17 protein-coding genes are annotated in these 19,956 nt (G+C 72.1%); 13 read left to right on the top strand and 4 right to left on the bottom strand.

Annotated features, from left to right (window positions below):
• Positions 1–370: 370 nt before the first annotated feature.
• Positions 371–1,537 carry a DUF2786 domain-containing protein gene (locus ABZY44_RS20935; RefSeq protein WP_356655916.1) on the top strand — a complete coding sequence of 389 codons (1,167 nt, stop codon included), beginning with the start codon at positions 371–373 and terminating at the stop codon, positions 1,535–1,537.
• A gap of 60 nt (positions 1,538–1,597) precedes the next feature.
• Here the strand turns inward: ABZY44_RS20935 and tatA are convergent, their stop codons facing one another.
• Positions 1,598–1,804: a Sec-independent protein translocase subunit TatA gene (gene tatA / locus ABZY44_RS20940; protein ID WP_356655918.1), complete on the bottom strand. Its 207-nt coding sequence runs from the start codon at positions 1,802–1,804 to the stop codon at positions 1,598–1,600.
• 203 nt (positions 1,805–2,007) lie between these two features.
• On the opposite strand from tatA, the gene ABZY44_RS20945 reads away from it, so the two are divergent.
• Both ABZY44_RS20945 and ABZY44_RS20950 read left to right on the top strand, forming a co-directional pair.
• The gene (locus ABZY44_RS20945; protein ID WP_356655964.1) at positions 2,008–4,167 is read left to right on the top strand and encodes an FUSC family protein; all 2,160 of its coding nucleotides are present in this window, start codon (positions 2,008–2,010) and stop codon (positions 4,165–4,167) included.
• 105 nt (positions 4,168–4,272) lie between these two features.
• The gene (locus ABZY44_RS20950) at positions 4,273–4,509 is read left to right on the top strand and encodes a DUF397 domain-containing protein (protein ID WP_356655920.1); all 237 of its coding nucleotides are present in this window, start codon (positions 4,273–4,275) and stop codon (positions 4,507–4,509) included.
• A 151-nt stretch (positions 4,510–4,660) separates the two neighbouring features.
• Here ABZY44_RS20950 and ABZY44_RS20955 read toward each other — a convergent pair whose 3' ends face one another.
• On the bottom strand, positions 4,661–5,155 hold the full coding sequence (locus ABZY44_RS20955) for an ATP-binding protein (protein WP_356655922.1): 495 nt from the start codon (positions 5,153–5,155) through the stop codon (positions 4,661–4,663).
• A 301-nt stretch (positions 5,156–5,456) separates the two neighbouring features.
• Here ABZY44_RS20955 and ABZY44_RS20960 point away from each other — a divergent pair, with 301 nt between their 5' ends.
• The 8 genes from ABZY44_RS20960 (at position 5,457) to ABZY44_RS20995 (ending at position 14,540) form a co-directional block, all read left to right on the top strand.
• Positions 5,457–6,335 carry a helix-turn-helix transcriptional regulator gene (locus ABZY44_RS20960; protein ID WP_356655924.1) on the top strand — a complete coding sequence of 293 codons (879 nt, stop codon included), beginning with the start codon at positions 5,457–5,459 and terminating at the stop codon, positions 6,333–6,335.
• 104 nt (positions 6,336–6,439) lie between these two features.
• On the top strand, positions 6,440–7,897 hold the full coding sequence (locus tag ABZY44_RS20965; protein ID WP_356655926.1) for an aldehyde dehydrogenase family protein: 1,458 nt from the start codon (positions 6,440–6,442) through the stop codon (positions 7,895–7,897).
• Between the two features lie 60 nt (positions 7,898–7,957).
• Positions 7,958–10,033, top strand: coding sequence for a penicillin-binding protein 2 (mrdA, locus tag ABZY44_RS20970; protein WP_356655928.1), 2,076 nt, complete (start codon positions 7,958–7,960; stop codon positions 10,031–10,033).
• A gap of 82 nt (positions 10,034–10,115) precedes the next feature.
• Positions 10,116–10,628: a DinB family protein gene (locus tag ABZY44_RS20975; protein WP_356655930.1), complete on the top strand. Its 513-nt coding sequence runs from the start codon at positions 10,116–10,118 to the stop codon at positions 10,626–10,628.
• Positions 10,629–10,698: 70 nt separating this feature from the next.
• Positions 10,699–11,304 (top strand): PadR family transcriptional regulator, encoded by a 606-nt coding sequence (locus ABZY44_RS20980; protein ID WP_356655932.1) that lies wholly within the window; start codon positions 10,699–10,701, stop codon positions 11,302–11,304.
• A 133-nt stretch (positions 11,305–11,437) separates the two neighbouring features.
• Positions 11,438–12,196, top strand: coding sequence for a MerR family transcriptional regulator (locus ABZY44_RS20985; RefSeq protein WP_356655934.1), 759 nt, complete (start codon positions 11,438–11,440; stop codon positions 12,194–12,196).
• Between the two features lie 130 nt (positions 12,197–12,326).
• Positions 12,327–13,028, top strand: a complete 702-nt coding sequence (locus ABZY44_RS20990) for a VTT domain-containing protein (RefSeq protein ID WP_356655936.1) — start codon at positions 12,327–12,329, stop codon at positions 13,026–13,028.
• A 177-nt stretch (positions 13,029–13,205) separates the two neighbouring features.
• The gene (locus ABZY44_RS20995; protein WP_356655938.1) at positions 13,206–14,540 is read left to right on the top strand and encodes a serine hydrolase domain-containing protein; all 1,335 of its coding nucleotides are present in this window, start codon (positions 13,206–13,208) and stop codon (positions 14,538–14,540) included.
• A 96-nt stretch (positions 14,541–14,636) separates the two neighbouring features.
• On the opposite strand, the gene ABZY44_RS21000 is transcribed toward ABZY44_RS20995, so the two are convergent.
• Both ABZY44_RS21000 and ABZY44_RS21005 read right to left on the bottom strand, forming a co-directional pair.
• Positions 14,637–16,292, bottom strand: a complete 1,656-nt coding sequence (locus ABZY44_RS21000; protein WP_356655940.1) for a threonine/serine exporter family protein — start codon at positions 16,290–16,292, stop codon at positions 14,637–14,639.
• A 174-nt stretch (positions 16,293–16,466) separates the two neighbouring features.
• The gene (locus ABZY44_RS21005; RefSeq protein WP_214947725.1) at positions 16,467–16,961 is read right to left on the bottom strand and encodes an inorganic diphosphatase; all 495 of its coding nucleotides are present in this window, start codon (positions 16,959–16,961) and stop codon (positions 16,467–16,469) included.
• 165 nt (positions 16,962–17,126) lie between these two features.
• Here ABZY44_RS21005 and dacB point away from each other — a divergent pair, with 165 nt between their 5' ends.
• Positions 17,127–18,569 (top strand): D-alanyl-D-alanine carboxypeptidase/D-alanyl-D-alanine-endopeptidase, encoded by a 1,443-nt coding sequence (gene dacB / locus ABZY44_RS21010; protein ID WP_356655942.1) that lies wholly within the window; start codon positions 17,127–17,129, stop codon positions 18,567–18,569.
• Positions 18,570–18,622: 53 nt separating this feature from the next.
• On the top strand, positions 18,623–19,780 hold the full coding sequence (locus tag ABZY44_RS21015) for a zinc-dependent metalloprotease (RefSeq protein ID WP_356655944.1): 1,158 nt from the start codon (positions 18,623–18,625) through the stop codon (positions 19,778–19,780).
• Positions 19,781–19,956 lie beyond the last annotated feature (176 nt).

Here is a 19,956-nt window from a genome sequence, read left to right on the forward strand (position 1 = left end):
GGCTCCGCCCGGACCCCTCGGGGCCGCGCCCCGGGCCCCCGGCGCCCGCGACGCGGGACCGCTTCGGGCTCCGGGCTCCGCCCGGGCCCGCGCCTCACACGCCGGCGGGGCTGGGGTGGGCTTCGCGCGGGGTCGTGCCTTGGGTGCCGGCGGGGGCTCTGCCCGGGCCCGCGCCTCAAACGCCGGCGGGGCTGGGGTGGGCTTCGCGCGGGGCCGTGCCTCGGGTGCCGGTGGGGGCTCTGCCCGGGGCCGTGCCTTGAGCGCCGGTGGGGGGCTCTGCCCGGGCTGCGCCTCAAACGCCGACGGGGCTGGAGTGGGCCCGGGGCGGGGCCGGGTGGGGTGGGGAGCGGGGCGTGCCAAGCTGAAGGGCGTGAGAGACATAGTCGACCGGGCCTGCGAGGCCGCGCTGTACACCCAGGACGACGCCGGGCTGGACGCCGGGGCGTCGATGCTCGTCGCACAGGGCGACCGGTGGGCGGGGGTCGGGCAGGCCCTGCTCGCGCGCGGGGAGGGGTACGTACGCCAGGCCTGGGAGCGGGGCTGGCGGCCCGGGGACGTGCTGCGGCTCGTGCGCCGGGATCTGGAGCAGGTGCACGTGCGGATCGCCGAGGACCTGATCGCCGCCGAGGCGCGCCGCTACGCGCGCCTGCCCGAGCGGTGGACCGAGGCCGAGGCGTGGTGGGGGGACGACACCCGCTACGGCGAGCGGCTCGTGGAGCGGGAGCGGGCCGACCGGTTCACCCTGGCCGGAGCCGTCCTCGAGGTCTTCCGGCTGCTGATCCGGCTGCCGTCCGTCGAACCGGTCGGCCCCTTGCCGGGAGACGCCACCGACGTGCTCGAGCACGCCCACATCGAACCCCGCATGCTCGGCCGGATCCGCGCGCTCCTCGCGAAGGCCGAGGCGACCACCTTCCCCGAGGAGGCCGAGGCACTCAGCGCGAAGGCGCAGGAGCTCATGGCCCGGCACACCGTGGACGAGGCGCTGCTCGCGGTGAAGACGGGGAGCAGGCAGGTCCCCGGCGCCTGCCGGATCGGCGTCGAGGCCCCCTACGAGGAGGCCAAGGCCGTCCTGCTCGACGCCGTGGCCACCGCGAACCGCTGCCGCTCCGTGTGGAACAGCGCCTACGAGTTCTCCACCGTCGTCGGCTTCGAGAGCGACCTGGAAGCGGTCGAACTGCTCTACACCTCGCTGCTCGTGCAGGGCACCGCCGCCATGACCCGAGCCGAGGCCGGGCAGCGGGCGGGCGGGCGCAAGCGCACCAAGACGTTCCGGCAGTCCTTCCTGCTGGCCTACGCGAGCCGGCTCGGCCAGCGGCTCGCGGAGACGGCCGACCACACGGCTGCCGAGGCCCCGGACAACCTGCCCGCCCTGGTGGCCCGGGACGTGGCCGTCACCTCGCGGGCCGAGGAGATGTTCCCCCGGACCACCACGACCAGGCTGCGCGGGGCCACCGACCTCGCGGGCTGGGAGGACGGCACGGCGGCCGCCGACCGCGCGCACATGGCGGACGGCAGCCGCCGTCCCTTGAAGAAGTAGCCGGGGGTGGGGGACGGGACGGTGGGGGTCGGGACGGTGGGGGACGGGCACCCCCGTGCCTCAGCGATCCGCGGGCCCGCCCGCGTCCGCCCCGCCGGCCGGCGCCGACGGCGTCTCCTCGCGCAGCGCCCGCGCCTCCGCCTTCAGGATGCGCGCCGACTTGCCCAGCCCCCGCGCCATCTCCGGCAGCTTCTTCGAGCCGAACACCATCAGGCAGACGATCACGATGATGGCGACGTGCCAAGGGTGCATGGCGTTCCTGAGCATGTGGGTACCCGCCTTCGGGAGGCTGTAGGGGGCTGGTGGAGGGGGAGGAGAGGGGACAGGGGAGGGGCGTGCCGACGGAGTGCCCGACCGTCCGCGGAACGGCACCACCGGGCCGATGATCGGCGTTATCGGGCGACAACGCCATAGATCACGACATGTCTGAAGAAGACCTGAAGAGCACCCGGCGGGCTACGCTCGGTGCCATGAGCTGGGTCCGGGCGTTGAAGGACACCGCCCGATCCGGGATGACGGTCGAGCGGACCCGGCTGGAGCCGCTCATCGCCGTCCGCGCCGCCGTCGGCCTCGCGCTCGTCGTCGGGGTGAGCCTCGCCCTCCTCGGGCCCGGGGCGGCCGCCAGCTCCGCCTTCGGCGCGTACATGGCCGCCCTCGCCACCTTCCAGAAGAGCTGGCGGCCGCGCCCCGTCCTCGCCCTGGCCGCCGGGCTGACCCTGGCCGTGTCCACCTTCGTCGGCTACCTCGTCGGGTCCTCGCACGTCCCGGCCTTCCTGCTGCTGCTCGCCGTCTGGTGCTTCGTGGCGGGCCTGGTGTGGGCGGCCGGCCCCACCGTCGGCATGATCGCCTCGGGCAACGTCGCGATCATGCTGGTCACCGTCACCCTGCCGACCTCCGTGCCCCAAGCCGCGGGGCACGCCGCGCTGATCGCCGCCGGCGGCGTGGTCCAGGCCCTGCTGATCGTCCTCTTCCCCGTCCGCCGCTGGGGCGCCCAACGCGACGCCCTGGCCGACGCGCTCGCCGCCGAGGCCGACTACGCGCGCCGGCTGCGCCACGACCCCGTCGCCTCCTTCGACCCGCAGCCGCTGATGCGGGCGCGGGACGCCGCGACGGTGACGGCCCGCCAGGCCCGCCGCCGCCCCGCCGAGCTGCACGGGGCGCGGGGGCTCGCGGAGCGGATCCGGCCGGTGCTGGCCTCGCTCGCCGACCCGGCGGTCGGGGCTCCGGGGGAGGGGCCGGCGCGGGACCGGGTGCGGGAGCTGCTCGCCGCCGCCGGGTCGGTCCTGGACGCCGCCGCGCACGCGATCCGGCACGGGGACCCCGTACGGCTGCCCGCGCCGGCCCTCGCCGTCCTCAAGGCGCCCGACACCGCCGACCTGTTCCAGGGCGCCCCGCTGCGGGCCGCCCGACGGCTCGCGGCGCTGCTGGACGACGTACTGGAGACCGCCGAGCCGGGCTCCGGGCGGACCGCGGACCCGCAGGAGTCGATGCTGCGGCCCACCCTGTGGGAGCTCACGCCGGTGGCGCTGGCGTCCGTAGGGGCCGAGCTGCGCCCCGGGTCCCCGGTCCTGCGGCACGCCGTGCGCGTCACCGCCGTCGCCTGCTCGGGCTACCTCATCGGCCACGCGCTGCCGCTCGGCCACGCCTACTGGGCCCCGATGGCCTCCGTCATGGTCATGCGGCCCGACTTCACCCAGACCTACACCCGGGCCGTCGCCCGCTTCGCCGGCACCCTGGTCGGCGTGGCCGTGGCCACCGCCGTGGTCCAGCTCGCGCAGCCGGGGATGTACCTGTCGGGGCTCCTGGCCGTCGTCAGCGCGGGCCTCATGTTCACGCTGATGCGCACCGGATACGCCGTCGCGATGGTCTTCGTCTCCGCCTACGTCGTCTTCCTGCTCGGCATGGGAGGCGTGCGCTGGGACCAGACGGTGCCCGACCGGGTCGCCCTCACCCTCCTCGGCGGCCTCCTCGCGATGGCCGCCTACGCCGTCTACCCGGCCTGGGAGACCCCCCGGCTGCGGACCCGGCTGGCGGACTGGGTGGCGGCCGGCGGCCGGTACGCGGCAGTCGTGCTCGAGCAGTACGCCGACCCGGCGGGAGCCCGCCGCGGGGACGTCAGGGGAGCCCTGCTGGCGGCCCGCGACGCCCGGGCGGCCTGGGACGAAGCGCTGGACCGGGCCGCCGGTGAGCCGGTGCGCCACCGGGGGATCTCGCGGGCGGCGGCCGACGGCGCGGGCCGCGCCATTGCGGCGATGGGCCGCCACGCGATGCTGCTGGAGGCGCACCTCCCGCAGCGGTCCCAGGCCCCGGATCCGGACGCCGCAGCCCTCGCGCACGCGCTGCGCACGGCGACGGAGGAAGGCGCGAGGGCGGTCCGCGAGCGCGAGGTGCCCCGGTGGGACGGGGTGCGCGCCGTGCTGGCGGGCTGGGACGCCCCCGCGTCGGGGGTGTTGCGCGGCGCGGCGCAGCAGCTGCTGGACTCGCTCGACGAGGTCTCCGAGGCGCTGCGCGACGCGCCCCGGACGGAGCCCGGGACCGGGGCCGCGACCCGCGACGGGAACCTGGAGGGAACCCCTCGCGAGCGCCCCGGCGAGCCGCCCGGCGAGGCCCGTGGAGATCCCAGTCCCTAGGCGTGGCAAGGGCCCCGGCCCGTGCACGTGCATCTGCCCATGCAGGCGTTCATGAACACAGCTATGATCCGGTGCAGTTGACATCTGCACTATCGGGGGCTTCCTGTGGACCACGCGTACAACGGGATGGCAGCTGCAGAGCTTGACGGTGTGACCTGGCAGAAGAGCAGACACAGCAACTCGCAAGGCTCCTGTGTGGAGTTCGCGAAGTTGCCGGACGGCGACGTCGCCATGCGCAACTCGCGGTTTCCGGACGGCCCGGCACTGGTCTACACACCGGCCGAGATAGAAGCGCTGCTGCTGGGTGTCAAGGACGGCGAGTTCGATCACCTGATCAGCTGAAAACTACTTTCCAGCGCCGAGAAACAAGCCATGCACGTGCACTGGCCGGGACTGATCGCAATGATCAATCCCGGCCGGTTGCCGTGCATGTGACGGTTCGCGCCCGGTTCGCGCCCGGCTCGCGGCCGGTCGCGCGCCGCCTCGGCCCCGGTCAGTCCTGGAGCGAGAACAGCGCCCAGACCACCTTGCCGGTCAGCCGCCCCGCGAGCGGGTGCCAGCCCCAGCTGTCGCTGTAGGAGTCGACGAGGAACAGTCCCCGCCCCGATTCCAGGTCGCAGTTCTCCTCCGTCGCCGCCGGCGTGAAGCTCCCGCTGGGCCGGCCCTCGCTGGGGTCCCGCACCGCGCACACCAGTCGGGTGCTCCAGCGCATCAGGTGCAGCCGTACCGGCGGCTCGGGCTCGCCGCCCCCGCCGCCAGGCCGGGAATCGTCCGGGAGGGCGTGGCGCAGCGCGTTCGTGACGAGCTCGGAGACCACCAGCGCGACGTCGTCGAAGAGGGCGTCGAGGCCCCACTGAGTGAGCGTGGAACGCGTGAAGGTGCGAGCCCCGCGTACCGCGTCGAACCGGGCGGGCAGGCCGCACGAGGCGGACCCGGAAACAGCCGTGGGGTCGACCGGGGGAAGTCCCTGCCGTAACGGCTCGAGCATGGTCGATCCATTCGTCCCCATGCGAGGCACTCCCGGGATTCGAAAGAACTGCGGGGCACGCAGGTGCGCGGGACCATGGTTCCGAATGCAGAAGCCGGATGCAAGGGCAGATGCACGTGCACGCGCCGGACCTGTCCACTCCCGTGACGGTTCTTGCTCATTTCTTCCTACGCATACTTACGGACTTCTTCTGCGGCGGGGCGGATTCCGTTACAGAACGAGTACGGACCGATGCGTTTTGGTGGCAGACTGCGGGCCCTGAGGGGCACGGGGGCCCCTGCGACGCGAGCCATCTGAAGACATGGGGAGGGCAGGACTAGTGACCGCAGAAGCCAGTGGTTCTGTGGTGCGCCGCATTCTCCTGGGCTCACAGCTCAGGCGACTCCGGGAATCACGCGGCATCACCCGAGAGGCGGCCGGCTACTCGATCCGCGCATCCGAATCGAAGATCAGCCGCTTGGAGTTGGGAAGGGTGAGCTTCAAGGCCAGAGACGTCGAGGACCTCCTCACGCTCTACGGAGTCACGGACGGCGCGGAGCGGGAGTCGCTCCTGGGTCTGGTCCGCGAGGCCAACGTCGCCGGCTGGTGGCACAGCTACGGAGACGTGCTGCCCGGCTGGTTCCAGACGTACGTGGGCCTGGAAGGCGCCGCCTCCCTCATCCGCATCTACGAAGTCCAGTTCGTGCACGGCCTGTTGCAGACCGAGGCCTACGCCCAGGCGGTCGTCAGCCGCGGCATGCCCGGCGCCGGCCGTGCCGAGATCGACCGGCGCGTGGCGCTGCGCCTGGAGCGCCAGAAGGTCCTGGTCTCGGAGAACGCCCCGGTCTTCCACGCCGTCCTCGACGAAGCCGCCCTGCGCCGCCCCTACGGCGACCGCGACGTGATGCGCGGTCAGCTGGAACACCTCATCGAGATCTCGCAGCGGCCGAACGTGCAGCTGCAGGTGATGCCGTTCTCCTTCGGCGGCCACTCCGGCGAGAGCGGCGCGTTCACGCTGTTGCGCTTCCCCGAGTCCGACCTCCAGGACGTCGTCTATCTGGAACAGCTCACCAGTGCCCTCTACCTGGACAAAGAAGAAGAAGTGAGGCAGTACGAGCGGGCGATGCTGCGCCTGCAGGACGACTGCCCCGACCCTGACCGGACCCGCGATCTTCTTCGTGGGCTCCTTCAACTGTCTTGATTCGCACGTAGTATGACGTCCGATCAGTGCATGACCGAACGGGCGTGACGACCGATCGGGATCCGGTGCAGCGCTAAGGACGCGCGCTCGCAGTAAGGGATGGCATGTCCATATTCGACGACCTGGCTCACCAGTACATCGACGGCGAATGGCTGGCCGGCGCCGGTTCGTGGGACATCATCGACGTCAACCCGTACGACGGGGAGAAGCTGGCGGCCATCACCGTGGCCACGGTCGAGCAGGTCGACCGGGCCTACCGCGCGGCCGAGCGGGCCCAGAAGGAATGGGCCGCCACCAGTCCCTACTCCAGACGCGCCGTTCTGGAACGCGTCCTGCGGATCACCGAGGAGCGCGAGAAGGAGATCGTCGAGGCGATGATCGACGAGCTCGGCGGGACCCGTCCCAAGGCCGAGTACGAGGTCCGCCTCTCGATGGAGTTCGTCCGCGAGGCCATGCAGCTGGCCGTCCGGCCCGAGGGCCGCATCCTGCCCTCGCCGGTCCAGGGCAAGGAGAACCGGGTCCAGCGGCTGCCCGTCGGGGTCGTCGCCGTCATCACCCCCTTCAACTTCCCCCTCCTCGTCACGCTCAAGTCGGTCGCGCCGGCGCTGGCGCTCGGCAACGCCGTCGTCATCAAGCCGAACCAGAACGCGCCGGTGGTCGGCGGCGGGCTCATAGCCAAGATCTTCGAGGCAGCCGGCCTCCCGGCCGGGCTGCTCAACGTCCTCGTCACCGACATCGCCGAGATAGGCGACGCCCTCCTGACCCACCCGGTCCCCAAGGTGATCTCCTTCGCGGGCTCCGACCGGGTCGGCCGGCACGTCGGGGCCGTCGCCGCCCGCCACTTCAAGCGGACCGTCCTGAACCTCAGCGGCAACAGCGCGCTCGTCGTCCTCGACGACGCCGACCTCGACTACGCGGTGGACGCGGCCGTCTTCAGCCGCTTCGTCTACCAGGGCCAGGTCTGCATGGCGGCCAACCGGATCCTGGTCGACGTCTCCGTCGCCGAGGAGTTCACCGAGAAGTTCACCGCCCGCGTGCGCGGCCTGCGGACCGGCGACCCGCACGCGGCCGACACCCAGATCGGCCCCCTGATCAACGCCTCGCAGGCCGACGCCCTCACCGCGCTCGTCGACCGGGCCGTGGACGCCGGGGCGCAAGCCCTCGTACGGGGTTCTACGCGCGGCAACCTGGTCGAGCCGACCGTGCTGGCCGGGCTCCCCGAGGACTCCCCCCTGCTCGGCCAGGAGATCTTCGGTCCCGTCGCGCTCCTCGTCCTGTTCGACGGGGAGGACGAGGCGGTCCGGCTGACCAACGCGACCCCCTACGGGCTCAGCGGCGCCGTCCACACGCGCGACATCGAGCGCGGGGTCCGCTTCGCACAGCGCATCGAGACCGGGATGATCCACGTCAACGGCTCCACCATCGGTGACGAGCCGCTGGCCGCTTTCGGCGGGGAGAAGGAATCGGGCCTGGGACGGCTCAACGGCGAGGCCACGATCGAGGCCTTCACGACCCAGAAATGGATCTCCGTCCAGCGCGGCCGGACCCACTTCCCGTTCTAGGGGGGCGGGCGACCTAGACTCGGGCGGGTCAGGCGAGGACGCGTCCCGGGGAGAGCCGAGTTGAGCAACATACCGGAGACCGGGCGGACACCCCGGGTCCAGAACCGGCTCGTCGTGATCCAGATCGTGGTGTTCTCGCTGCTGCTCACGCTCGGCGGACGCCTGTGGTACTTGCAGATACGCAACGGCCAGGAGTACACGGACGAGGCGAAGAACAACAACACCCAGCAGGTGGTCCAGCCCGCCGTGCGCGGTGAGATCCTCGACTCCCGCGGGGTCCCGCTCGCCGACAACGAGACCCGCATGGTGGTCTCCGCCAGCCGCACCGAGCTCTCCAAGATGAAGGACCGCGGCAAAGAGGTGCTGACCCACCTCGCCGGGGTGCTGGGCCTGCGGCCCGAGGACGTGGTCGACGGGGTCCGGCTGTGCGATGCCAAGACCCCCAAGCCCTGCTGGAACGGTTCGCCCTACCAGCCGATCCCCATCACCGACGAGGCGACCACCGAGCAGGTCCTGGAGATACGCGAGCACGCCGAGCGCTTCCCCGGCATCACCGCCGAGCCGACCGCCCTGCGCCGCTACGCCGGACCCGACGGGGCCAACACCTCCCAGGTGCTCGGCTACCTCTCCCCGGTGACCGACGGGGAGATCTCCAAGGCGAAGAACTCCGACTCCCCGTACCTGCGCTCCGACCAGGTGGGCCGCAGCGGCCTGGAGCGCACCTACGACAAGGAACTGCGCGGCAAGGCGGGTATCACCCGCTACGAGGTGGACAACCTCGGCCGGGTCATCGGCGAGGGCGTGAGCGACAAGGCGCAGCCCGGCGCGAACATCGTGACCTCGATCGACTCGCGCGTGCAGGCGGTCGCCGAGCGCGAGCTGAACGACGCGATGACCGAGGCCCGCAAGGGGTACGACAAGAACACGCACCGCAACTACGAGGCCGACTCGGGCGCCGTGGTGGTCATGGAGGCCAAGACGGGCCGGGTCGTGGCCATGGCCTCGAACCCGACGTACGACCCGAACGCCTGGGTCGGCGGCATCTCCGCGAAGGACTACGCCTCCCTCACCGACAAGGAGTCGAACTACCCGCTGCTGAACCGGGCCATCCAGGGCCAGGCGGCCCCCGGCTCGATCTTCAAGGTGGTCTCCTCGACGGCGGCGGTCAACGCCGGGTACCCCTTCAACGGCCGCTACGGCTGTCCGAGCTCGTATTCCGTCGGCAGCCAGGTCTTCACCAACTTCGAGTCCCAGGGCTACGGCGACATCACCATCGGCAAGGCCCTGGAAGTCTCCTGCGACACCGTCTACTACGCCATCGCCGACAAGGAGTGGAAGAAGGACGGCGGCATCAAGCCCAAGGCGCAGCCCGGCGACTTCTTCCTCAAGACCGCCCACGAGTTCGGCCTCGGCAAGCCCACCGGCATCGACCTGCCCAGTGAGGTCGCCGGCCGGGTCCCCGACCGCCAGTGGAAGAAGGACTTCTTCGAGGCGAACAAGGCCGCCTGGTGCCGCGACGGCAAGAAGGACGGCTCCTTCGCCGAGAAGATCGCCTACGAGAACTGCCGCCAGGGCAACCAGCTGCGCGAGGGCGACGCGATCAACTACTCCATCGGGCAGGGCGACACGCTCGTCACCCCGATCCAGATGGCGTCGGTCTACGCCGCCATCGCCAACGGGGGCACGCTCCACCAGCCCAGCGTGGGCAAGGCCGTGGTCAGCGCCGACGGCACCTCGGTGCAGGAGATCGCGCCGAAGGAGCAGGGCAGGCTCCCGATGGACGCGAAGCTGCGCGACGACATCGACGGCGCCCTGGCCGACGTGGCCACCACCGGCAGCGCGGCCTGGCGCTTCGGCGGCTGGCCTCAGAAGAAGATCCCGATGCACGCGAAGACCGGTACGGCCGAGGTCCAGGGCAAGCAGACCACCTCGTGGTTCGCCTCCTACACCGAGGACTACGCGATCGTGATGACGATCTCCCAGGGAGGCACCGGCTCCGGTGCCTCCGGTCCGGCCGTCCGCAACATCTACGAGGCGATGTACGGCCTGGACGAGAAGGGCAACCAGGACCTGTCGAAGGCCCTGCTCCCGAAGCCGCAGACCGAACTCCCTCCGGCCCGGCAGGAAGGCCCGTGATTGCGGACAGGAACTGACCGCAAGACTTCGTAACGTAGTCCTCGTCAGCAGGAGCGGCACCGCAACAGAAGGTGGTCAGGTCATGGCTCAGATTTCCACGGAGGTCCCCGGTGACGAGCGCGGCACGCTCCTCGCCTTCGTCGAGGCCCAGCGTGCGGCGGTCCGCGAAGCGCTGGAGGGGCTGAGCGAGGAGCAGGCCGCGAGCCGCCCCAGTGTCAGCGAGCTCTCGCTCTCCGGGCTGGCCAAGCACGTGGCGGAGGTCGAGCTGAACTGGCTGCGGCTGGCCCAGCAGCGGCCCAACGAGCGGGCGCGCTCGGGCGACAGCTGGGGCGAGGGCTTCCGGCTGGGGGAGGGCGAGACCATCCCCGGCGTCCTGGCCTTCTGGGACGGGGTCGCCCGGGAGACGGCGGAGTTCATCGCGGCCGCCCCCACCCTCGACCTGACCTTCCCGCTCCCGGAGGCGCCGTGGTTCCCCAAGGACGCCAAGGTCTCGCTGCGCTGGATGCTCCTGCACCTGGTGGAGGAGTTCGCCCGCCACGCGGGCCACGCGGACATCATCCGCGAATCCCTCGACGGCAGCCGCGCCATGGGCTAAGGGCTTGCGGGGAATCAAGGTGTCGCTTCCCCGCGAGCCCCTGGCCGTGCCCGGTCAGTAGCCTGGCCGCATGTCAGCGATCCGCCTGCTCGTCCTCGGCGCCGTCCGCCGCCACGGGCGGGCCCACGGCTACCAGGTCCGCGCCGACCTCGAGTTCTGGGGCGCCCACGAGTGGTCGAACACCAAGCCCGGGTCGATCTACCACGCGCTGAAGCAGATGGCGAAGCAAGGCGTACTGCTGGCCCACGCGGTCGCCCCGTCCGCCGCGGGCGGCCCGCCGCGCACCGAGTACGAGCTGACGGAGGCGGGCCGCGCGGAGTACTTCACGCTGCTCCGCGAGGCCCTGTCCTCCTACGACCAGAAGGCCGACGTCCTCACCTCGGCCCTCGGCTTCATGGTCGACCTCCCGCGCGCGGACGCCCTCGCGCTGCTCCGCGAACGCCTGGGCCGCCTTGCCGCCTGGCGTGCGACCGTCACCGGCCACTACGTCCCCGAGGGCGGCACCGAGCCGCTGGGCCACATCGGCGAGATCATGCACCGCTGGATCTCCTCGGCGGACGCGGAAGCGGACTGGACCCGGGGGCTCGTCGGCCGGATCGAGGCCGGGGCGTACTCCTTCGCGGACGAGCCGGGCGATGCCTTCGAGGGGGTTCTGGCGGCCCCGGAACCCCCTTAGGCGGTGGCGGGTCCGACCCGGCCCGGTTCCGGTCCGGCCCGAGCCCGGTAGCAGTCCGGGAGCCGGGCTTGCACCTCACGCGGCGTGAGGGCTCAGGGTGGGGTGCGTACCCAAGGAAAAGGAGCGGGAAGAGATGAGCCACTCCGTGGGCCAGGTCGCCGGATTCGCCGGAGTCACGGTGCGCACCCTGCACCACTACGACGAGATCGGGCTGCTCTCCCCGAGCGGCCGCAGCCCTGCGGGACACCGGCAGTACGACGACGCCGACCTCGACCGGCTGCAGCGGATCCTGTTCTACCGAGAGCTCGGCTTCCCCCTCGAAGAGGTCGCGGTCCTGCTGGACGACCCGGAATCGGACCCGAGGGAGCACCTGCGCCGGCAGCACGCCCTCCTGTCCGGCCGGATCGACCGGCTCCAGCAGATGGCCAGGGCCGTTGAGCACGCCATGGAGGCGAACAGGATGGGCATCAACCTCACGCCCGAGGAGAGGTTCGAGGTCTTCGGGGACTTCGACCCCGACGAGCACGCGGAGGAGGCGCAGCGACGCTGGGGCGGCACGGACGCGTACAAGGAGTCGGCCCGCCTGACGGCCTCGTACACGAAGGCCGACTGGCAGCGGATCATGGCGCGCGCCGAGGACATCAACCGGCGGCTGGCCGCCCTGCTGGAGGCGGGGGCGGACCCGGAGTCCGAGGAGGCCATGGACCTCGCCGAGGAGCACCGCGGCTGGATCAACGCGAGCCACTACTTCTGCACCTACGAGATCCACGTCTCCCTCGGCGAGATGTACGTCGCGGACGAGCGGTTCAGGGCCCACTACGAGGCCGTCCGCCCGGGCCTGGCGGTGTTCGTGCGCGACGCGATCATGGCGAACGCGGTCCGCAAGGCGTAGGGCGTCCGTCCGCGGGAGCGGCCCCCCTCCGGGTCTGGAACCGGGCGGGGGCCGCGTGCGTTCATACTTGAACCGCCGCCCTGTGCGCCCGCACCGCCGACACCCCCTGATCCAGGAGAACCCGGAACTCGTGAACACGCTTGCGCTCGGCCCTGAGTGGATCTCCCCGGAGTACCTGATCGGGCAATTCGGCCTGATCGGCATCCTGGTCATCGTCTTCGCCGAATCGGGTCTCTTCGCGTTCCTGCCCGGCGACTCCCTGCTCTTCACGGCGGGCCTGTTCGTCGCGAGCGGCACCATCGAGCAGCCCCTGTGGCTGGTCTGCACCATGATCGTGTGCGCGGCGATCCTCGGCGACCAGGTCGGTTACATGATCGGCAAGGTCTTCGGTCCGAAGATCTTCAACAAGCCGAATTCCAGGCTCTTCAAGCGCGAGAACCTCGACGCGGCGCACGACTTCATGGAGAAGCACGGCCCCAAGGCCATCGTGCTCGCGCGCTTCGTGCCGATCATCCGGACCTTCGCGCCGATGGTCGCGGGCGCGACCGCGATGAAGTACCGCACCTTCCTGATGTTCAACGTCATCGGCGGCGTCCTGTGGGGTGCGGGCGTCACGGTCCTGGGCTACCAGCTCGGCCAGTTCGAGATGATCAAGAAGAACGTCGAGCCGATCTTCATCGGCATCGTCCTGATCTCCGTCATCCCGGTGATCTTCGAGGTGCTGAAGTCCCGCAAGGAGAAGAAGGCGGCCGCCGAGGCCGGCGGGCAGTCCTCCTCCGGCGACGACCCGCAGTCCCCGGGTCAGCGCAGCGGGCGCCACGCGAAGCGCTAGCCGGTCCCGTCACCCCGCTCTCTCGTGTGGGCCCCGCCGTGCAGGTGGGGCCCACACTGCTGAGCACGCACTGCTAAAATAGGACATTGTTCACTATGTGACGTCCCCGGCTGTGCCGCGCCCCCGCCCGCCCCCTTGCCGCGGCACTCGACCGCCGAGCGCAAGGTGTGATGCGGCATGAGGACCTTCCGTCCGGCCGTCCTGGCATCGGGCGCGGCCCTGCTGATCGCGGTCTGCGGGATCCCTCCGGCGGCCCCCGACGCGACGGCCGCACCCCGCGCGGCGGCCGGAGCCGCCGCGCCGACGCCGACGCCGTCCCCCACGCCCTCGGATCCGTCGGCCGGGCTGGCCCTCCGGCACATCGATCCCGCCGCGCTGCAGTCCGCCGTGGACGCCGCGGCGAAGAAGCTGCTGGTGCCCGGCGCGGTGGTGCTGCTCCGCACCCCTCAGGGCACCTTCCGCGCGCTCACCGGCACCGCGGAACTCGGCAAGGACCGGCCTCCCGGCACCACCGACCACTTCCGGATCGCCTCCAACACCAAGACGATGACCTCGGCGCTGATCCAGCTCCTCGTCCAGGACGGCCGGATCCGCCTCACCGACCCGGTGTCCGACTACGTCCCCGGGGTGCCCGACGGCGCGCGGATCACGATCGCGCAGCTGCTGGAGATGCGCAGCGGCCTGTACAACTACACCGACGCGCCCGAGTTCTCGGCGGCGCTGGACGCCGACCCGGGCAAGGCGTGGACCCCGCAGGAGGCCCTGGCCATCGCGTTCCGTCACCCGCCGGACGCGGCCCCCGGCGCGGAGTACGCGTACGACAACACCAACTACGCCCTGCTGGGCCTGGTCGCGGAGAAGGCCGGCGGCCGTCCGCTGGCCCAGCAGTTCAGGGACCGGCTCTTCGCCCCGCTGGGGCTCGCCGGCACCTCCCTGCCCGGGATCCACGACACCTCCCTGCCGGCCCCCTCCGCGCACGGCTACATGTACGGAGGGACCGCCCACGCCATGACCGACGAGCCGTACCCCGCGGACGTCCGGGCCGCGGCCCGGACGGGGAAGCTCGAGCCGCTGGACTACACCCACCAGAACTCCTCCTACGCCACCGCCGCCGGCGGAGTCGTCTCCACCGCGGACGACATGGCCACCTGGATCAAGGCGCTCGTGACGGGCAAGGTCCTCGGCCCCGCCGCCCAGCAGCAGTGGCTGCGCAGCCCGCGGCCCCAGGACCCGGCCGCGCCCGACGCCCAGAAGTACGGCTACGGCATCGCCTACCAGCGCTTCACCCCGCGGGCCTCGATGTACTTCCACGGCGGCGAGCTCCCCGGCTTCAACTCCTTCATCGGCCACGACCCGGAGAACGACGTCACCCTGGTCGTCTGGACGAACCTGACCGTCTCGCTCGACGCGAAGGCCACGGCCATGGCCCTGCTCCCCACGGTCCTCGACCAGGTCTACGCGGGCGCCTCCTTCCCGACCGTCACCGACCAGGACGACCAGGGCGGTGGCTGACCCGGGCGTCCGGCAGCCCAGGCCCCCAGGGAGCCCAGGCCCCCAGGGCCCCAGAAGAGCCCAGGGCCCCAGGCCCCCAGAAGAGCCCGGGGCGGCCTAGAAGCCCCGGGTGCGCTTGGCCGCGCGGCGCTTGGCGGCGCTCGCCGCCCCGGGGATCCGCATGAACAGGCGGGACATCTCGGAGCCGAGGTTGACGCCGATGGCGATGGCGAGCGCGACGGCCACGGCGTTGGTCAGCGAGGCCAGACCCTCGTTCAGCCGGTTCTCGGCGATCAGCAGCAGCCCGTAGTACGTGGCCGAGCCCGGCAGCAGCGGGCCGATGGCCGCCGTGACGAAGGGCAGGGCCGAGGAGATGCGGTGCCGGGAGAGGAGCTGCCCGAAGAGGCCGACCAGCCCGGCGGCGACGGCGGTGGACGGCACCGCCGGGATCTCCCCCGCGTAGTGCAGGGCTCCGAAGACCGTCCAGGCGACCCCGCCGTTCAGCGCCACGATCCACACGGTGGAACGTTCCTGCTGGAGCAGGATCGCGAACGTGAACACCAGCACGATCGAGGCGGCGATCTGCAGCGCGGGCCGCTGGGTGATCTGGAGGACGTCCTCCGGCCGGGGCGAGGAGCCGAACTGCAGGCCGGCGTAGAGCACCACCAGGACGCCCATGATGATGCCGATGAAGAAGTACATGACCTCCAGCAGCCGGGCGGAGGCGGTGATGTAGTAGCCGGTCAGGCCGTCCTGGACGGCCGCGACCAGGGCCCTTCCCGGCAGCAGCGCGAACAGCCCGCCGGTGATCACGGCGGAGGAACGCAGGTCGGGCTCGGCGAGCTTCAGGGCCACGCCCATCGCGGCCGGCGGCATCGCCGCGACCACGAACTGGTAGAACTCCGGCAGCCCGCGTCCGGCGCAGAACCACGCCAGCCGGTCGCCGAGGACCGCTCCGAGTGCGGCTGCGAAGAAGACGAGCACCCCGCCGCCGACCAGGGTGGAGGCCGCCCCCGCGAGCAGCCCCGCGGCCGCGGTGAGCATCCAGCCCGGGTACGGGTGCCGGTTGCGGCGGATCTCGGCCAGACGGCGGTAGGCGTCCTCCAGCGACATCTCGATCTCGTGCGCGCTGATGTCGTTGACGAGGCGGAAGACGGCCGAGAGGCGGGTGTAGTCCGTGCCCCGGCGGCGGACGGTGCGGTTCGCCGAGACCGGATCGTCCACCAGGGAGCGCTGATAGCTGATCGACAGCAGGGTGAAGGTGACGGTCGGCTCACAGCGGTCCAGCCCGTAGCTGCGGGCCACCGCGAACATCGCGGCCTCCACGTCCTCGGCGCCCTCGCCGCCCGCGAGCAGCAGCTCGCCGATGCGCAGCGTCAGGTCGAGCACGCGGCCCACGGCGGGCCCGGTCTCGACGCCGGACTTCTGCGAGGGCTCGGGAACCGGCCGGACGTCCACCGGCATGCGCAGCATGGTGCGCATCCGGTCCTGCCAGAGGGAGTCCTTCATCCGGGCGACGGGGAACCCGGGACCGAGATAGGCCTGCGGGGACTGCGCGGCGCTGTAGGTGTGCGGGGTGGCGAAGGCGGAACCCTCCTCGGGCTCCGCGGCCACGGAGGCGAGCCCGTCGGGGACGGCGAACTCCGAGGTCGGCTGGTCCTCCTCGGTGGCCTCGGGCTCCAGCCCGACCCCCTCGGGCACGGAGAACGCGCTGTGCGCCTCGTCCGACTTCGGCTTCCGGTCCTCGGTCCCGGATGCTTCGCCCTCCGCCACACGTCCTCCAGTCCCCGGCCAGCCCGTGATCAGTATGCGGAACCATTTCGTCCACGGCGAAACGCGCCCCTCGGCACCCGGGCACGACAGCGGGCGGCACCCCCGGAGGGGTACCGCCCGCGTGATGTCACAGGGGTGGCGGGAGGACCCGCTCACCCGTCACCGACCCGGAGGTCAGTGGTGGCCGCCCTGCGCCTCGAGGCGCTTGTACGAGGCCTCGATCTCGGCCTCGGCCTCGGTGCGGCCGACCCAGTTCGCGCCCTCGACCGACTTGCCCGGCTCCAGGTCCTTGTAGACCTCGAAGAAGTGCTGGATCTCCAGGCGGTCGAACTCGGACACGTGGTGGATGTCGCGCAGGTGCTCGACACGCGGGTCGGAGGCCGGCACGCAGAGCAGCTTGGCGTCGCCGCCCGCCTCGTCCGTCATGTTGAACATGCCGATCGCGCGGCACTTGATCAGGCAGCCCGGGAAGGTCGGCTCGTCGAGGATGACCAGCGCGTCCAGCGGGTCACCGTCCTCGCCGAGGGTGTTCTCGACGAAGCCGTAGTCGGCCGGGTAGCTGGTCGAGGTGAAGAGGCGACGGTCCAGGCGGATCCGGCCGGTCTCGTGGTCCACCTCGTACTTGTTCCGCGAACCCTTGGGGATCTCGATGGTGACGTCGAACTCCACGTCCTGCTCCTCCATGATCAGCTTCATTGCTTCCGAGACTGCGTCCGATGCGCCTGCGTGCGCGTACCGCCCGGCCCTGCCGGGTGGGGTGCCATGCTCGCGGCAAGACGCAGTGGTTAAGTGTCCCTCACGCATATGTGTGATCGCGAAAGGGGCTGGTCCGAGGTGCCATTGGTCAAGACGTGGCAGCTCATCGCGGTGTCGGCCGTGGCCGGCCTCGCCCTGTCGGCCGTGACGGTCGCCGCCGCGGGCCCATGGGACTCCGGCCAGCGTAAGGCCGAGCGGGACGAGGCCGCCTCCTGGGGCCGTACGGGTGGCGCAGATCACGGTGGGGACGGGGTCCGCGGAGTCCCGCAGGCCGCTCCCAGCGCCCCCGGAGTGCTCGCCGGCGTCCGAGCCGCCGGAGCGGGCACCGGCGAACAGGCCGGAGCGGTGGGCTCCGGAGCCCTCGGCGCCGCGCTGCGGCCGCTGCTCGCGGACTCCGCGCTCGGGACCGTCCGCGCGGCCTCGGTGGTCGACACCGCCACCGGGCAGGTCCTCTACGAGGCCGGGGCCCGCGAGGCGATGACCCCCGCCTCCACCGTCAAGATCGCCACCGCCGCCGCCGCGCTGGCCTCCCTCGGGCCCGACCACCGGATCCCGACGACCGTGACGCCCGGCGCGAACGCCGGGTCGATCGTCCTGGTCGGCGGCGGCGACCCCTCGCTCACCGCCAAGAAGAAGGCCCCCGCCGGCTCCGGCGGCAGCCTCGTCGCGCTCGCCGCCGACACCGCCCAGGCCCTCAAGGCCGCCGGCACCGACTCCGTCGTCCTCGGCTACGACGACACCCTCTACACCGGCCCGGCCCGCCACCCGATCGGCGCCAACGACAACATCGCCCCGGTCACGGCCCTGACGGCCGACGAGGGCCGCACCGACGAATCCTTCTCGGGGCCCGTGCGGCGCGGCGACGACCCCTCCAAGGACACCGCCCGCGCCTTCGCCGCCCTCCTCGCCGAACGCGGGGTCAAGGTGACCGGGGAGCCCGCCAGGGCCAAGGCGCCGGCCGGCGCGGCCCCGCTCGCCGTCACCCTGTCGACCCCGCTCGCCGGGCTCGTCGAACGGATGCTGACCAACAGCGACAACGACATCGCCGAGGCGCTGGCCCGCCACACCGCCCTCGCCTCGGCGCAGCCCGCGAGCTTCGAGGGCGTCGAGAAGGCCGTCGGCGACAAGCTCGCCTCGCTCGGCATCGACACCGCCGGCTCCCGGTTCGCCGACGGCAGCGGCCTGAACCGCGCCGACAAGGTCAGCGCCGGGCTGCTGACCGCCCTGCTCGTCAAGGCCGCCGATCCGCAACGGCCCGAACTGCGGCCCGTCCTCACCGGGCTGCCCGTCGCCGGATTCACCGGAACCCTCCGCGGCCGCAACGCCGGCGTCTCCCCGGCGGCCGGCCTGCTCCGGGCCAAGACGGGCACCCTGACGGGCGTGAACTCGCTCGCCGGCACCGTCGTCGACCCCTCCGGACGACTGCTGGCCTTCGCGTTCCTGACCGCGAACGCCCCCGACCCGGGCGCCGCCGAGAAGGGCCTCGACAAGCTCGCGGCGGCGGTGGCCACCGCTTCCTAGGCCGACAGGCCCAAGGGGATCCGCCCGCGCGCCGGTCCACGTACGGTTGACGCATGACGAGCATCGGTGGAGCGGAGATGGTCGACTGGAACCTCGCGGTGGCGACCGCGACCCGGCTGGTACGGCCCGGCCCGGAGATCAGCCGGGACGAGGCGCGGGCCGTCGTCGCGGAGCTGCGCAGGCACGCCAAGACCTCGGAACGGCACGTGCGCGAGTTCACCCGGATGATGCCGCAGGGGGTGACCCCGCCCGACACCCCCGTCCTCGTCGTGGACCGGCCCGGCTGGGTCAGGGCCAACGTGGCCGGCTTCCGCGAACTCCTGGCGCCGCTGCTCGGCAAGATGCAGGACCGCCGCGCCGAAGCCCCCGGCGCGGCCTTCCTCGGCGCGGTCGGCGGCAAGGTCACCGGCGTCGAGCTGGGCATGCTGCTCAGCTTCCTGGCCTCCCGCGTGCTCGGCCAGTACGAGACCTTCGCGCCCGCGGGCCCCGACCTGCCGGGTTCGGCCTCCGGAGGCGGCCGGCTGCTGCTCGTCGCGCCGAACATCGTGCACGTCGAGAGGGAGCTGGAGGTGGACCCGCACGACTTCCGGCTCTGGGTCTGCCTGCACGAAGAGACGCACCGTACCCAGTTCACGGCCGTCCCGTGGCTCCGCGAGCACATCGAGGGCGAAATCCAGACGTTCCTCGGTGCCACCGAGATCGACCCGATGACCGTGCTGGAGCGGCTGCGCGAGGCCGCCCAGACCTTCGCCGGGGCCCGCCCCGACGCGGAGCGGGGCGACGAGGGCCGCTCGCTGGTCGAGCTCGTCCAGACGCCCGAACAGCGCGAGGTGCTGGCCCGGCTCACCGCCGTCATGTCCCTGCTGGAGGGACACGCCGACTTCGTCATGGACGGGGTCGGACCGGACGTGGTGCCCTCGGTCGCCGAGATCCGCGAGAAGTTCCAGCAGCGCCGGGCCAGCGGCGCGGGCCGGCTCGACGCGGCCCTGCGCAAGCTCCTCGGCCTCGACGCGAAGCTGCGCCAGTACCGCGACGGCGAGCGCTTCGTGAGCGCCGTCGTCGGCCAGGTCGGCATGGACGGCTTCAACCGGGTCTGGACCTCCCCGAACACCCTCCCCACCAAGGCCGAGATCGCCAGCCCGGCGGACTGGGTGGCCCGCATCCACCGCAAGGGCGGCGAGCAGAGCGAGGAGCTCCGCGAGGAGGCGTGACGGCGGACGTGGCGGCGGCGGCCGGAACGGCGGACGTGACGGCGGGGGCGGGGGAGGCGGGACCGGAAGGCGCCGGGGCGTGCGGAGGGAGGAGGCGACGGGCAGGACGGGCAGACGGGCAGGACGGGACAGGACGGACAGGACGGGCAGGACGGGGCCGGAGGGAACCGACCCGA

Source organism: Streptomyces sp. NPDC006544 (assembly GCF_040611715.1).
Taxonomy (GTDB): Bacteria; Actinomycetota; Actinomycetes; order Streptomycetales; family Streptomycetaceae; genus Streptomyces.